The following is a 13,522-nucleotide window of genomic DNA, read 5'->3' on the forward strand; positions in this document are numbered from 1 at the left end:
GGCGGTCCGTGTGCCCGGCCGCATCTCGCGGCGGTCCGTGTGCCCGGCCGCATCTCGCGGCGGTCCGTGTGCCCGGCCGCATCTCGCGGCGGTCCGTGTGCCCGGCCGCATCTCGCGGCGGTCCGCGTGCCCGGCCGCGCCTCGCGCCGGTCCGTGTGCCCGGCCGCACCGCTCACCGGGAGGACGGACCGCCGTCCGGCAGACGCCTGACGCCTGACGCGTGAGGGCAGACGCCTGACACGTGGGGGACGGGGTACTGCGGCAGGATGGACTTCATGCCGAACCGACTGGCGCACGAGACGTCCCCCTACCTCCTCCAGCACGCCGACAACCCCGTCGACTGGTGGCCCTGGTCCGCCGAGGCCTTCGAGGAGGCGCGCAGGCGGGACGTGCCCGTGCTGCTGAGCGTCGGGTACTCGAGCTGCCACTGGTGCCATGTGATGGCGCACGAGTCCTTCGAGGACCAAGCCACCGCCGACTACCTCAACGAGCACTTCGTGAGCGTGAAGGTCGACCGCGAGGAGCGTCCCGACGTGGACGCCGTCTACATGGAGGCCGTGCAGGCGGCGACCGGGCACGGCGGGTGGCCCATGACCGTGTTCCTCACCCCGTCCGCCGAGCCCTTCTACTTCGGCACGTACTTCCCGCCCCTGCCCCGGCACGGCATGCCCTCCTTCCGGCAGGTGCTCCAGGGCGTGCACCAGGCCTGGGCGGACCGGCGCGAGGAGGTCACCGAGGTCGCCGGGAAGATCGTGCGGGACCTGTCGGGGCGGGAGATCTCCTACGGGGGCACCGAGGTCCCCGGCGAGCAGGAGCTGGCGCAGGCGCTGCTCGGGCTGACCCGTGAGTACGACCCGCAGCGCGGCGGGTTCGGCGGGGCGCCGAAGTTCCCGCCGTCGATGGTGCTGGAGTTCCTGCTGCGGCACCACGCCCGGACCGGGTCCGAGGGGGCCCTGCAGATGGCGCAGGACACCTGCGAGCGGATGGCGCGCGGAGGGATCTACGACCAGCTCGGCGGCGGATTCGCGCGGTACTCCGTCGACCGGGACTGGGTCGTGCCCCACTTCGAGAAGATGCTGTACGACAACGCGCTGCTGTGCCGGGTCTACGCCCACCTGTGGCGGGCCACCGGGTCCGAGCTGGCCCGGCGGGTCGCGCTGGAGACCGCCGAGTTCATGGTGCGGGAGCTGCGCACGCCCGAGGGCGGCTTCGCCTCCGCGCTCGACGCCGACAGCGAGGACGGGACGGGCCGGCACGTCGAGGGCGCGTACTACGTCTGGACCCCGCAGCAGTTGCGCGAGGTGCTCGGCGAGGAGGACGCCGAGCTCGCCGCCCGCCACTTCGGCGTCACCGAGGAGGGCACCTTCGAACACGGCCGGTCGGTGCTGCAACTCCCGCAGCAGGACGCCCTGTTCGACGCCGAGAGGATCGAGTCGATCAGGTCCCGCCTCATCGGGGCCCGGTCCCGGCGCCCCGCGCCCGGCCGGGACGACAAGGTCGTCGCCGCCTGGAACGGCCTGGCGATCGCCGCGCTCGCCGAGACCGGCGCCTACTTCGACCGGCCCGACCTCGTCGAGGCCGCCCTCGCCGCCGCCGACCTCCTCGTGCGGCTGCACCTCGACGACCGCGCCCACCTGACCCGCACCAGCAAGGACGGCCACGTCGGCGCCAACGCGGGCGTGCTGGAGGACTACGCCGACGTGGCCGAGGGTTTCCTGGCGCTGGCGTCCGTCACCGGGGAGGGCGTCTGGCTGGAGCTCGCCGGGGTCCTGCTCGACCACGTCCTGACCCGCTTCACCGACCCGGAGTCCGGCGCCCTGTACGACACGGCCGCCGACGCCGAGAAGCTGATCCGCCGCCCGCAGGACCCGACCGACAACGCGACCCCGTCCGGCTGGAGCGCCGCCGCCGGAGCCCTGCTGAGCTACGCCGCCCACACCGGCTCCACGGCGCACCGCACGGCCGCCGAGCAGGCCCTCGGCGTCGTCAAGGCGCTCGGGCCGCGCGTCCCCCGCTTCGTCGGCTGGGGCCTGGCCGTCGCCGAGGCCCTGCTCGACGGGCCCCGCGAGATCGCGGTCGTCGGGCCGTCCCTCGACCACGAGGGCACGCGGAGCCTGCACCGCACGGCCCTGCTGGGCCCCGCCCCCGGCGCGGTGATCGCCGTGGGCGTTCCGGAGAGCGAGGAGTTCCCGCTGCTCGCCGACCGGCCGCTCGTGCACGGTGAACCGGCCGCGTACGTCTGCCGGAACTTCACGTGCGAGGCCCCGACGACCGATCCGGAGCGGCTGCGCGCGGCCCTGGGCGGCTGACGGGGCGACGGGCGGCGGCGGGCCCCCGTGTGTCCAAAGGCGGACCCCCGCATGTCCAAAATGGGGCAGGTGTTCGGATGGATACCGCTAGGCGCCGTCCCGTTGCGAAACGCGCTCTTTATGGGAACAGCCCCCACGCTTCACAGTTCCCCCCTAACCTCTGCACAGTGACGCGACGGTGGTGCCACCCCGTCGCGTCAGGGGGATTCGGGGATCTGGGGGGATCTGTTTGCTGACGTCTGTCTTCATCGCCGCCGTCTCACTGGCCCTGTTCTGGATGGCGGCGTTCACCCTGTGGTGGCAGATGCACGCCTGGCGCACGCCGGAAGTGCTCGCCTCCACCCGGTTCAGCAGCCCGGACGGCGCCGAGCACGTGTCGTTCTCGCTGCTGCTGCCCGCCCGCCACGAGCAGGCGGTGCTCGACCACACGATCCAGCGGCTGCTGGAGTCGAGCCACACCGACTTCGAGATCATCGTGATCGTCGGACACGACGACCCGGAGACCACGGCGGTCGCCGGGCGGGCGGCCGAACGCGATCCGCGCGTCCGCGTCGTCGTCGACACGCACGAGAAGAAGAACAAGCCGAAGGCCATGAACACGGCCCTGCCGCACTGCCGCGGCGACGTCGTCGGGGTCTTCGACGCCGAGGACCAGGTCCACCCGGAGCTGCTCGCCCACGTCGACCACGCCTTCCGCACCACGGGCGCGGACGTCGTCCAGGGCGGCGTACAGCTGATCAACTTCCACTCCAGCTGGTACAGCCTGCGCAACTGCCTGGAGTACTTCTTCTGGTTCCGCTCACGGCTGCACCTGCACGCGCAGAAGGGGTTCATCCCGCTCGGCGGCAACACCGTCTTCGTCCGCACCGGCGTGCTGCGGGAGGCGGGCGGCTGGGACCCCGACTGCCTGGCCGAGGACTGCGACCTGGGCGTGCGGCTGTCCAGCACCGGCAAGAAGGTCGTCGTCGCCTACGACTCCGACATGGTGACCCGGGAGGAGACGCCGGGCTCGCTGATGTCGCTGCTGAAGCAGCGCACCCGCTGGAACCAGGGCTTCCTCCAGGTGTACCGGAAGAAGGACTGGCGGCAACTGCCCACGTTCGGGCAGCGATTACTGGCCCGCTACACGCTCATGACGCCGTTCCTGCAGGCGTTCACCGGCATCGTCATCCCGCTGAACGCGGCGGTCGCGCTCTTCCTCGACGTGCCCGTCGGCATCGCCTTCGTCACCTTCCTGCCGGCCGTCACCGCCCTGGTCACCTTCGTCTTCGAGGTCGTCGGACTGCACGACTTCGGCCGGCAGTACGGCCTGCGCGTCCGCCTCGTCCACTACCTCAAGCTCGTCGTGGGCGGCCCCTTCTACCAGGTGCTCCTCGCCGGGGCCGCCGTCCACGCCGTGTGGCGCGAGCAGCGCGGACGCAACGACTGGGAGCTGACCACGCACGTCGGCGCGCATCTGGGCGAAGCCGAAGCGAGCCGGGACCTCCCGGAGAGCCGAGACCTCCGAGAGGACGTTCCCGCGTGACCTCCACCCTCCCCGCGGTGACCACGGCCCAGGTCCCCGCGCAGCGGCAGCCCGCGCCCACGGCCGGTCCGGCCCGCCGGACAGCGCCTCCGAGGCGGCTGCGCTCGTCCCGGCCCGACCTGATCCTGTGCGGTGTGCTCCTCGTGGCGGTCCTCACCGTGCAGGGCTGGAACATCGCCGACTACCCGGCGCTCAGCGACGACGAGGGCACCTACCTCGCCCAGGCCTGGGCCGTCCAGGAGGGCCGGGGCCTGGCCCACTACACCTACTGGTACGACCACCCGCCCCTCGGCTGGATCCAGATAGCCCTGCTGACCTGGATACCCGCGCTGATCAGCCCCGAGTCGATGACGGTGGGCACCATGCGCGCCGCGATGCTGGTGATCGGCGGCATCAGCGCGGTCCTCGTCTTCGTGCTGGGCCGCCGGCTGTCCCTGCCCCGCTGGGCGGCCGGACTGGCCATGGCGCTCTTCGGCCTCTCGCCGCTGTCGGTCGTGCTCCAGCGCGAGATCTTCCTCGACAACCTCGCGGTGATGTGGACGCTGCTGGCGTTCACCCTCGCCGCCTCCCCGAGCCGCCACCTCTGGCACCACTTCGGCGCGGGCATCGCCGCGGCGACGGCCGTCCTCACCAAGGAGACGATGCTCGTCGTCCTGCCCGCCCTGCTCGTCACCATGTGGCGGCACAGCCACCGGGACACCCGCAAGTTCGCCCTCACCGGCGCCGTCACGGCCTGCGCGCTGATCGGCTTCTCCTACCCGCTGTTCGCCCTGCTGAAGGGCGAGCTGCTGCCCGGCGGCGGGCACGTCTCCCTCTGGGACGGCATCCGGTACCAGATGACCAGACCCGGTTCGGGCTTCGTCCTCGACCCGGGCTCCGGCTCGTACGGGGTGCTCCGGTCGTGGCTGTACTACGACCGCGTCCTGCCGCTGGGCGGCCTGGCGGGCGCGCTGCTGCTGCTCGCCACCCGGCGCTGGTCGGTCACCGCCCGCGCCCTGGCCGGACCCGCCCTCGCGGTGGCGATCCTCGCCGCGCTGGCCCTGCGCCCGAACGGCTACCTGCCCGCGATGTACGTCATCCAGGCCCTGCCGTTCCTCGCCCTGGTCCTGGCCGGCGGCTGCGCCTCCGTCGCCCACGCCGTGCTGCACCGCCGGCGGTCCAAGGCCGGGAACCGGTACGCCGGCCCGGCCCGGTACGCGCTCGCCGCCGCCCTGGCGCTCGCCGCGGGCGCCCACGTCGTCCCGCGCTGGTACGACGGCGACCGCACCGCCGTGACCGCCGACGCCAACGCCCCCTACCGGGCCGCCGCGAGGTGGCTGGCCACCGAGGTGGCCGAGCCGCGCGGGACCCGGGTCCTGGTGGACGACGCGCTGTGGCTGGACCTGGTGCACGCCGGGTACCGGCCCGGGCTCGGCGCCATCTGGTTCTACAAGGCCGACCTCGACCCGGCCGTGACCAGGACCATGCCGGGCGGCTGGCGCGACATCGACTACGTCGTCGCCTCGCCGACGGTGCGCCGCGACGCGGTCGACCTGCCCAACGTCAGGGCCGCGATCGAGCACTCGACACCGGTCGCCGTCTTCGGCACCGGTGAGGACCGCGTCGAGATCCGCCGCGTCCAGACCCCGAACCGGACGACCGCCGGAGGCACGCGATGAGCCACGAATCCACCGTCCCCGGCGAGCTGGGGGACCCGGCCGTCGACGCGGCCGGGGTGCCCGAACCGGGCGCCGTCACCATCGTCGTCCCGACCTTCAACGAGTCCGGCAACGTACGGCAGCTGCTGCGCCGGATCACCGAGTCGGTGCCGTCCCGGCTGCCGTGCGAGGTGGTCTTCGTGGACGACTCCACCGACGACACCCCCGAGGTCGTCCGGGACGCGGCGAAGGACTGCCCCTTCCCGGTCGCCGTGCTGCACCGGGACGAACCGGCCGGCGGGCTCGGCGGCGCGGTCGTGGAGGGCATGAAGGCCGCCACGTCCGACTGGATCGTCGTCATGGACGGCGACTGCCAGCACCCGCCCTCCCTCGTGCCGGAGCTGGTCGCCACCGGCGAGCGGGCGAACGCCGGCCTCGTGGTCGCCTCCCGGTACATCGAGGGCGGCAGCCGGGCCGGGCTCGCGGGCGGCTACCGGGTGGCCGTCTCACGGGCGGCGACCTGGCTGGCCAAGTCGCTCTTCCCGCGCCGGCTGCACGGCATCAGCGACCCGATGAGCGGCTTCTTCGCGATCCGCCGCAGCGCGGTGACGGCGGAGGCGCTGCAGCCCCTGGGCTACAAGATCCTGCTCGAACTCGCCGTCCGCAGCCGGCCCCGCACGGTCGCCGAGGTGCCGTTCGTCTTCCAGGACCGGTTCGCCGGGGAGTCCAAGTCGACCGCGCGGGAGGGCCTGCGCTTCCTGCGCCACCTGGCCGGGCTGCGCACCGCCTCACCGGTCGCGCGGATGGCGGGCTTCGGTCTGATCGGCCTGAGCGGGTTCCTGCCGAACCTGCTCGGCCTGTGGGCGCTGACCGCCCTCGGCATGCACTACCTGCCGGCCGAGATCCTCGCCAACCAGTTCGGCGTCGCCTGGAACTTCCTGCTCATCGAGCACCTGCTGTTCCGCGAGCGGCGCCGCCACCGCAGCGGGTGGGACCGGGCCGGCCGGTTCGCGCTGCTCGCCAACGCCGACCTCGTCCTGCGCATCCCGCTGATCGCGCTGCTCGTGCACCGGTTCGGCATGGGGGCGCTGTCCGCCACCGCGCTCGCGCTGGTGACGACGTTCGTCCTGCGCTTCGCGGCCACCGAAGCGCTGGTCTACCTGCCGCGCGGGGGCCGGGAGGCCGGCCGGCCGGGCCGCGCGTCCCTGCGCGGCAGCCGCACCCCGAGGAGAACCGTGTGAACAGACGCCGTGGAAGAACCGCGCTGCTGACCGTGGCGGCCCTCACGGGGAGCCTGCTGCTGGCCTCGCCCCCGTCCGCCTCCGCCGCCAACCTCATCAGGAACCCCGGCTTCGAGACCGCCGGCACCGGCGACATGCCCCACTGCTGGAACAAGTCCGGCTGGGGCGACAACGACTTCGCCTTCACCGCCACCACCGACGCCCACTCGGGCGACACGGCCATGAAGGTCGAGCTGACCCGCCGCGTCGACGGCGACCGCAAGGCCCTGATCACCGAGTCCGCCGAGTGCGCCCCGGTGGTGACGCCGGGCAGGCAGTACGACCTCGGCCTCTGGTACAAGACGACGACACCGGACGCCGCCGTCACCCTCTTCCGGCACGACACGACGGCCGGCTGGCAGTACTGGACCGACCTGAAGACGCTGGAGACGGCCGGGGACTGGACCCGGGCCGCGGTCCGCACCCCCGAGGTCCCCGCCGGCACCGACCGCATCAGCTGGGGCGTCTCCGTCTACGGCACCGGCTCCGCCACCACCGACGACTACACGATGGAGCAGGTGGCCGACCCGGTCCCGCCGCCGCGGTGCACCGGCACCGCCGCACAGTGCGCCGACGGCAGCTGGCAGGTGCTCCCCACGAGGAACCCGGTCCGCGCCATGCACGCCGTCGTGCTGCACAACGGCAAGGTGCTGCTGATCGCGGGCTCCGGCAACGACGAGTCGATGTTCGCGGCGGGCACGTTCACGTCCGCCGTCTACGACCCGGCGGACGGCTCCTACGAAGTGATCCCCACGCCGAAGGACATGTTCTGCGCCGGGCACGTGCAGCTCCAGGACGGGCGCGTGCTGGTGATGAGCGGCAACAAGGGCTACCCGACGGCGGACGGCCGGGTCGGCTACCAGGGCTACCGGGACTCCTACGTCTTCGACCCGGAGACCGGGACCTACACCAGGACCGGCGACATGAACGACGGGCACTGGTACCCGTCGGCGACCGTCCTCGGCAACGGCGACGTGATCTCCTTCGGCGGACTGCGCGAGGACTCCACCGGCTCGGTCACCGCCGACCTGTGGTCCGAGGCCGAGCAGCGGTGGCTGCCGACGGGACGGGTCAACCAGACCTGGTCGTTCTGGGGCCTGTACCCGTCGATGATCCTGATGCAGGACGGCCGGCTCTTCTACTCCGGCAGCCATGTCTTCGGCAACAACATCCCGGGCACGGGCTCGGCGATCTACGACTACGACGCCAACACCATCACCCAGGTCCCCGGCCTGCGGAACAAGGACGAGCGCGACCAGTCGGCGAGCGTGCTGCTGCCCCCGGCGCAGGACCAGAGGGTGCTGACCCTCGGAGGCGGCAACATCGACTCCAACCCGGACGCCAACCGCCTCACCGACATCGTCGACCTCAAGCAGCCCGACCCGCGGTACGTCGCCGGGCCCCCGATCCCGCAGGGCACCGTCGACCTCGGCGACGGCCCGGTGCCGCAGACCGGCGACCAGGGCAAGATGTACCTCTCCGTCGTGCTGCTGCCCGACGGGAAGGTGCTGGAGACGGGCGGCGGCCTGCACAACCGGGCCGACCCGGTCTTCGAGACGTCGCTGTTCGACCCGGAGACCGAGACCTTCGACCCGGTGGCGGTCGACCCGGAGGCCCGCGGCTACCACTCGTCGGCGTTCCTGATGCCGGACGGCCGGGTGATGACCACCGGCGACAACCCGGGCAACGGCACCTGGAACCACGACGTGTCGGTCTACAGCCCGCCCTACCTCTTCAAGGGCCCGCGCCCCGCGATCACCTCCGTGACCGACACCGAGTGGACCTACGGCGACACCCAGCGCATCACCGTCGACCGGCCCGTCGCCAAGGCCGAGCTGATCCGCCCGGCGGCCGTCACCCACTCCTCCGACCCCAACCAGCGGTTCGTGGACCTGCCGCTGTCGGTGGACGGGAACAACGTCGACCTCAACGTCACGAGCAACCCCGACCTGGCCCCGCCCGGCTGGTACATGCTCTTCGCGGTGGACGCGAACGGCGTGCCCTCGGTGGCGGAGTGGGTGCACCTGGCGGGCCCGCGGGCGCTCGGGGCGGCCGAGGCCTCCGCGCACGTCCACGACTTCGCCGACGCGCCGAAGGGCAAGGTCACCGGGCCCGGCAAGAAGCGGAAGGCGCAGCGGGTCAGCCCGGTGATCTCCGGCTGCGACCGGCACTACGGCTCGGCCGACGTGTGCGTGCCGACCGCGTTCCCGGCGGAGGTGGGGGACACGACGGCCGCGCGCTGCGCCTGGCTGGAGAGGAACGACTACGGCCGCTTGAAGGTCAACGGCGGGGACGACCCGCTCGGCCTGGACCGCGACCGGGACGGCGTCGCCTGCGGGAAGGGGGACGCCGGGCGCCGCTGAGGACCGCCGCGCCCGGTGTGAGCCGGGCGCCCCGCCGCACGGCCCCGGACCCGGCGGGCGACCACCGGGGCGGGGCCGCACCGGTGCGAGCGGCCCGGCGGCGGGGCGGCTGCGGGAGGCGGCGGGGAAACCGCACAGGACCGGACCGGGGACGGCCCGGTACCGCGCGCCGCAGGCCGGGCGGCGGCTGCCACGCGGGGGGCGCGGGCCGGCCCGCGTGCTCAGCCGCGCTGGGCGCTCCTGCTCACCGCCTGCTCCACGATGGCCACGAGCTGCTCGTGGTGCGCGCCCTTCCAGTAGGCGCGGCCGCACTCCCGGCACTGGGCGAAGACGTCGTACGTGCGGTGCGTGCCGTGCTTGAGCTGGTCGGCGACCTCTTCCTTGGTGGCCCGCTTCAGCAGGCCGTTGCAGGCGGTGCAGCGGGTCCAGGGCCTGAGCTCGGGACCGAACCGGTCCAGGACGTCCTGGAGCTGCTCCTCGGGCCGGGTGCTGTAGACGAACGCGCCCGCCCACAGCTCCCGGCGGCGCAGCAGGCCCCGGTCGCGGCTGAGCATGACCCGCTTCTCGGCCGCCGAGCGGGCGGCCAGCGCCGGGTCGCCGATGTCCGTCGACTCGTAGGCCGTGTCCACGCCGAGCAGGCGCAGGCGGCGGGCCAGGGTGCCGAGGTGCACGTCGAGCAGGAAGCGCAGGGGAGCGCCCGGCACCCGCTGGGGGCGGGTGACGGTGTGCACGCTCACCGACTCGCCCGCGGCCGGGACGTGCGAGGCGGGCACCTCGCGGCCGTCCACGACCAGGATCCCCACTTCGGTCAGCGGGACGCCGAGGGACTCGACGACGTGGCCCAGGCTGGAGACGCCGTCGGTGGCGGTCCGCAGGGCGCCCGTGTCCCGGGCCTGGGGGACGAACAGGCGCAGCTGGGGAGCGAACTCGATGTGGATCTCGGGACCGGTCACCCGGTCAGGATGCCATGCGGGAGGGAGCCCGGCTCAGGGGTTTCCCCGGCCGGGACCCTGCTCGATGACGGTCAGGGCGCGGTCGACGAGGTCTTGGAGGTTCTCCCGGTGGCCGTGCTCGGCCCAGTACAGGAAGGCCTCCATGAGGCCGCCCATGAGCGCCGTGGTGAGGACCCGCACCTCCAGGCCGTCCGGGGCCCGGCCGGTGCGCTCCGCGAGGGCCTGCCCGAGCAGCCGGCCGGTGACCGACATGCTCTGCGCCATCCGGGAGCGCACGGCGGGGACCTCGGCCACCAGCCGCCACCGCAGCCGGGTGATCCCGGGTTCCTCGGCGGTGGCGCGGGCGGCGGCCTTGCGCAGCGCGTACCGCAGGGAGTCGGTCCACGGCTCGTCCGCGGGCCGGCCGTGCAGCTCCCGGAGGATGGCATCGTCGTACTCGTCCGTGAGAACGATGTCCTCCTTGGCGGGGAAGTAGCGGAGGACCGTGGACGGTGACACCTCGGCGCGTTCGGCGATCTGCTCGATCGTGGTGGCGTCGTACCCCTGCTCCCCGATCAGCGCGTACGTCGCGTCGCGGATCGCCGTCCGGGTCCTGATCTTCTTTCGCTCCCGGAGCCCCAGCCGGGGACGGTCGGCGGAGGGAGGGGTACGTGCCGGGGTCATGGGGGTCATTGTCGGGCATCGGCCCCCGGCCCGGCCACGTCCGGGGCGCCCGGGAACCCAGAGGCCGCCTTCACCTGCAGTGGATCGTCATCGCCGGTTTCTTGATGTCTGATCACGCGTTCCCGGTGAGTTCCCGCAGTGATCGAAGCAGTTCTGCGCGCTGCGCCTCGTCGAGAGGTGCGAAGAGGTCCTGCAGCACGCTGATCGACAGCCGTCGCCCTTCTGCGAGTGCTTCCTTCCCGGCCTCGGTGAGGGTGTGCTCGAGACGTCGGCCGCGGCCTGCGGACCGAGTGATCAGCCCACGGTCCACAAGGCGGCTCGCGAGGGTGCCGAACGCCTGGTCGCTCTGGAACGTCGCGACGGCGAGCTCGTGCCCCGAGGCCCCCGGCATGCGGTCGATGGCGCGCAGGGCGTCCCACTGGACGAGGCTGACCCCGATCTCGCGCAGCGCGGCATCCATCGTCCGGTGGTTTCGGTACTGCGCACGCTTGATCGCCAGTCCGAGGGCCTCGAGGTCGGTCGTCATGGTGCTACTGTATCAACATTATTAGATAAACATGTTGATTCAAGGAGGAGCATCATGAACGTCTCGCTTCCCGAGGACCTTCCTGTCGTTCAGGCCGGTGCTCCCGAGTCGCGCACGGCACTCGTCCTGCACGGTGGCGGCGGGCCCCGGACCGTGGCGCCCATCGTGGGACACCTTGCGGCCACCCTGCACGTGTTCGCACCGACGCATCCCGGCTGGGAGGGCACAGCGCGCCCCGACTCCATCTCCACGGTCGCGCAGCTCGCGGCCGCCTACCTCACGCGCCTGCTCGAGCACGAGGAGCACGACGTCGTGCTGGCCGGGTCCTCGATCGGCGGGTGGATCGCCCTGGAGATGGCGGTGCAGGCCGCCCACGACGAGCGGTACGCAGGACTGATCGGGGCCGTGGTCGACATCGATGGCGTCGGGGCGGTCGTGGAAGGCGAGACCATCGCGGACTTCTTCGCCCTCGACGCCCGCGAGCTCGCCGAGGCCGCCTGGCACAACCCGGAGCGCGGATACGTCGACCCGGCCGGCTTCACCGACGAACAGCGCGCGATCCAGCAGGCGAACGGACGCACGATGACCGCCCTCGCCGGCACGAGCATGAGCGACCCGGCGCTCCTCGGCCGGCTCGGCGCGGTGAACGTCCCGACGCTGATGGTGTGGGGTGAGAGCGACAGAATCGTCACGCCGGCATACGGGCGGGCCGTCGCACGTGCGGTGCCGGGCGCACAGTTCGCCGAGATCCCCGGGGCCGGCCACCTCCCGCACCTCGAAGCCCCCGACGCGACCTGGGCGGCCATCGACCCGTTCCTGGCGAAGTCGTAGTGCGCTCCGAACGGGGAGCCCCTTGTTCTTTTCTCCGTGTTGACGCGGACGGCCCAGCCCCAGTGGCTGCCCGCCCGGGCGGCAGAATCCGGTGCTCGGGCGGGTAGCCTCGGGCTGCACCTGGAGCCAACTGCCACCAGGCTTCGGGCTGTCGGGCGAGACGGCCTTCCGGCGGTTCACCGAGTGGACCGAGGCCCGGGTGCGGGCCAAGCTCCACCGCCTGGTCCTGGACGAACTCGATGCCCGGGGCGAGCTGGACCGGTCACGGTGCGCGAGAAAGGCCACGGCCGGGCAGCCGTGGCCTGGAAGGCGCCCGCGAGGGGGGCCGGCCCTGTCGTCGGACTCCCGCCCGTCCCGCGACGCCCTGCACGCCCTCTCACCGCACCGGGCGCGGGCCCGAGTACATCCGGTACGAGGGCCGGCGCCCGGCACACCGGGAGCACGCACCTGACGCCGCGGGGCCCGCCCTCCGGGCGGACGACGGGAGTCCGCCGACAGGCCCTAGTACGCCACCAGGGAGATCCCGATGTAGTGCGCGACGAAGGCGGCCAGGGTGAGGGAGTGGAACACCTCGTGGAAGCCGAACCAGCGCGGTGACGGGTTGGGCCGCTTGAGCCCGTAGATCACCCCGCCGGCGCTGTAGAGGAGGCCGCCGACGATCACCAGGACCAGGACCGCGACGCCGCCGGCGCGCATGAAGTCGGGGAGGAAGAACACCGCCGCCCAGCCCATCGCGATGTAGCAGGGCGTGTAGAGCCAGCGGGGGGCGCCGACCCAGAAGACGCGGAAGGCGATGCCGGCGGCCGCCGCGGTCCAGATGCCCCACAGCAGCCACCGGCCCTTGGCGTCCGGCAGGAGCAGCAGGGTGAGCGGTGTGTAGGTGCCCGCGATGATCAGGAAGATGTTCGAGTGGTCCAGGCGCCGCAGGACGCCGTCCATGCGGGGGCTCCAGTCACCCCGGTGGTACAGCGCGCTCACGCCGAACAGCAGGCAGGCCGTCAGCGCGTAGATCCCGCAGGCGACGCGGGCGCGGGGCGAGTCGGCGAGGGCGGTCAGCGCCAGGCCCGCGACGAGGGCGGCCGGGAACATGGCGAGGTGGAGCCAGCCGCGCAGCTTGGGTTTGACCGGGTGGGGGAGGGTGAGTGCCGCCGGGCCGCGGCCGTCGGCCGGCGTGTCCGGGGGCGCGTCGGGGGCGAACGCAGTCATGTCCCGATGGTACCTACGGAACCGTAGGTTACGGAGCGGTGCGACGGCTCGGCCGGCGGGCAACGGTGATCGTCTCACGTCCGCCGGGAGGCCGTCACGCAAAGAAACGGTCATGCGCGCTCAACGTGCACGCAAAGCAGTGGGAAAACCGTGGCCATCATCACGCCGCTCACCTGTGCGGCCCTCTGGACAGATGGGCGCTCTCGTCGGATGATCAAATGAGTGCGGT

10 protein-coding genes and 1 pseudogene are annotated in these 13,522 nt (G+C 72.7%); 7 read left to right on the top strand and 4 right to left on the bottom strand.

Annotated features, from left to right (window positions below; translation table 11 throughout):
- Positions 1–275 precede the first annotated feature (275 nt).
- The 5 genes from AB0L29_RS12270 to AB0L29_RS12290 all read left to right on the top strand — a co-directional run bounded on the left by AB0L29_RS12270 (position 276) and on the right by AB0L29_RS12290 (position 9,114).
- Positions 276–2,309: a thioredoxin domain-containing protein gene (locus AB0L29_RS12270; RefSeq protein ID WP_365826089.1), complete on the top strand. Its 2,034-nt coding sequence runs from the start codon at positions 276–278 to the stop codon at positions 2,307–2,309.
- A 229-nt stretch (positions 2,310–2,538) separates the two neighbouring features.
- Complete coding sequence (locus AB0L29_RS12275; RefSeq protein ID WP_365826090.1) at positions 2,539–3,834, top strand: glycosyltransferase; 1,296 nt, start codon at positions 2,539–2,541, stop codon at positions 3,832–3,834.
- Entirely contained in the window at positions 3,831–5,492 is a 1,662-nt protein-coding gene (locus tag AB0L29_RS12280) for a phospholipid carrier-dependent glycosyltransferase (RefSeq protein WP_365826092.1), read from the top strand. The genes AB0L29_RS12275 and AB0L29_RS12280 overlap by 4 nt, the downstream gene beginning before the upstream one ends.
- Positions 5,489–6,712, top strand: coding sequence for a glycosyltransferase family 2 protein (locus AB0L29_RS12285; protein ID WP_365826094.1), 1,224 nt, complete (start codon positions 5,489–5,491; stop codon positions 6,710–6,712). Before AB0L29_RS12280 ends, AB0L29_RS12285 begins: the two co-directional genes overlap by 4 nt.
- Complete coding sequence (locus tag AB0L29_RS12290) at positions 6,709–9,114, top strand: galactose oxidase-like domain-containing protein (protein ID WP_365826096.1); 2,406 nt, start codon at positions 6,709–6,711, stop codon at positions 9,112–9,114. Before AB0L29_RS12285 ends, AB0L29_RS12290 begins: the two co-directional genes overlap by 4 nt.
- A 221-nt stretch (positions 9,115–9,335) precedes the next feature.
- On the opposite strand, the gene AB0L29_RS12295 is transcribed toward AB0L29_RS12290, so the two are convergent.
- The 3 genes from AB0L29_RS12295 to AB0L29_RS12305 form a co-directional block, all read right to left on the bottom strand.
- Complete coding sequence (locus tag AB0L29_RS12295; RefSeq protein WP_365826098.1) at positions 9,336–10,067, bottom strand: Mut7-C RNAse domain-containing protein; 732 nt, start codon at positions 10,065–10,067, stop codon at positions 9,336–9,338.
- Between the two features lie 33 nt (positions 10,068–10,100).
- The gene (locus AB0L29_RS12300) at positions 10,101–10,730 is read right to left on the bottom strand and encodes a TetR family transcriptional regulator (protein ID WP_365826100.1); all 630 of its coding nucleotides are present in this window, start codon (positions 10,728–10,730) and stop codon (positions 10,101–10,103) included.
- Positions 10,731–10,842: 112 nt separating this feature from the next.
- Complete coding sequence (locus tag AB0L29_RS12305; RefSeq protein ID WP_365826102.1) at positions 10,843–11,256, bottom strand: MarR family transcriptional regulator; 414 nt, start codon at positions 11,254–11,256, stop codon at positions 10,843–10,845.
- Positions 11,257–11,310: 54 nt separating this feature from the next.
- Here AB0L29_RS12305 and AB0L29_RS12310 point away from each other — a divergent pair, with 54 nt between their 5' ends.
- A complete protein-coding gene (locus AB0L29_RS12310) occupies positions 11,311–12,087 on the top strand; it encodes an alpha/beta fold hydrolase (RefSeq protein WP_365826104.1) in 777 nt (258 codons plus the stop codon).
- 109 nt (positions 12,088–12,196) lie between these two features.
- Positions 12,197–12,361 (top strand): annotated as a pseudogene (locus AB0L29_RS12315) (IS5/IS1182 family transposase); the annotation flags it as partial.
- A 227-nt stretch (positions 12,362–12,588) separates the two neighbouring features.
- Here AB0L29_RS12315 and AB0L29_RS12320 read toward each other — a convergent pair.
- Positions 12,589–13,293 (bottom strand): hemolysin III family protein, encoded by a 705-nt coding sequence (locus AB0L29_RS12320; RefSeq protein ID WP_365826106.1) that lies wholly within the window; start codon positions 13,291–13,293, stop codon positions 12,589–12,591.
- Between the last annotated feature and the right edge of the window lie 229 nt (positions 13,294–13,522).

The sequence above is a fragment of the Streptomyces sp. NPDC052701 genome (assembly GCF_040678355.1).
Taxonomy (GTDB): domain Bacteria; phylum Actinomycetota; class Actinomycetes; order Streptomycetales; family Streptomycetaceae; genus Streptomyces.

Coding starts and splice junctions, on each gene's coding strand:
- AB0L29_RS12270 (WP_365826089.1), top strand. CDS start 276: ATGCCGAACCGACTGGCGCACGAGACGTCCCCCTACCTCCTCCAGCAC.
- AB0L29_RS12285 (WP_365826094.1), top strand. CDS start 5,489: ATGAGCCACGAATCCACCGTCCCCGGCGAGCTGGGGGACCCGGCCGTC.
- AB0L29_RS12300 (WP_365826100.1), bottom strand. CDS start 10,730: ATGACCCCGGCACGTACCCCTCCCTCCGCCGACCGTCCCCGGCTGGGG.
- AB0L29_RS12305 (WP_365826102.1), bottom strand. CDS start 11,256: ATGACGACCGACCTCGAGGCCCTCGGACTGGCGATCAAGCGTGCGCAG.
- AB0L29_RS12310 (WP_365826104.1), top strand. CDS start 11,311: ATGAACGTCTCGCTTCCCGAGGACCTTCCTGTCGTTCAGGCCGGTGCT.
- AB0L29_RS12320 (WP_365826106.1), bottom strand. CDS start 13,293: ATGACTGCGTTCGCCCCCGACGCGCCCCCGGACACGCCGGCCGACGGC.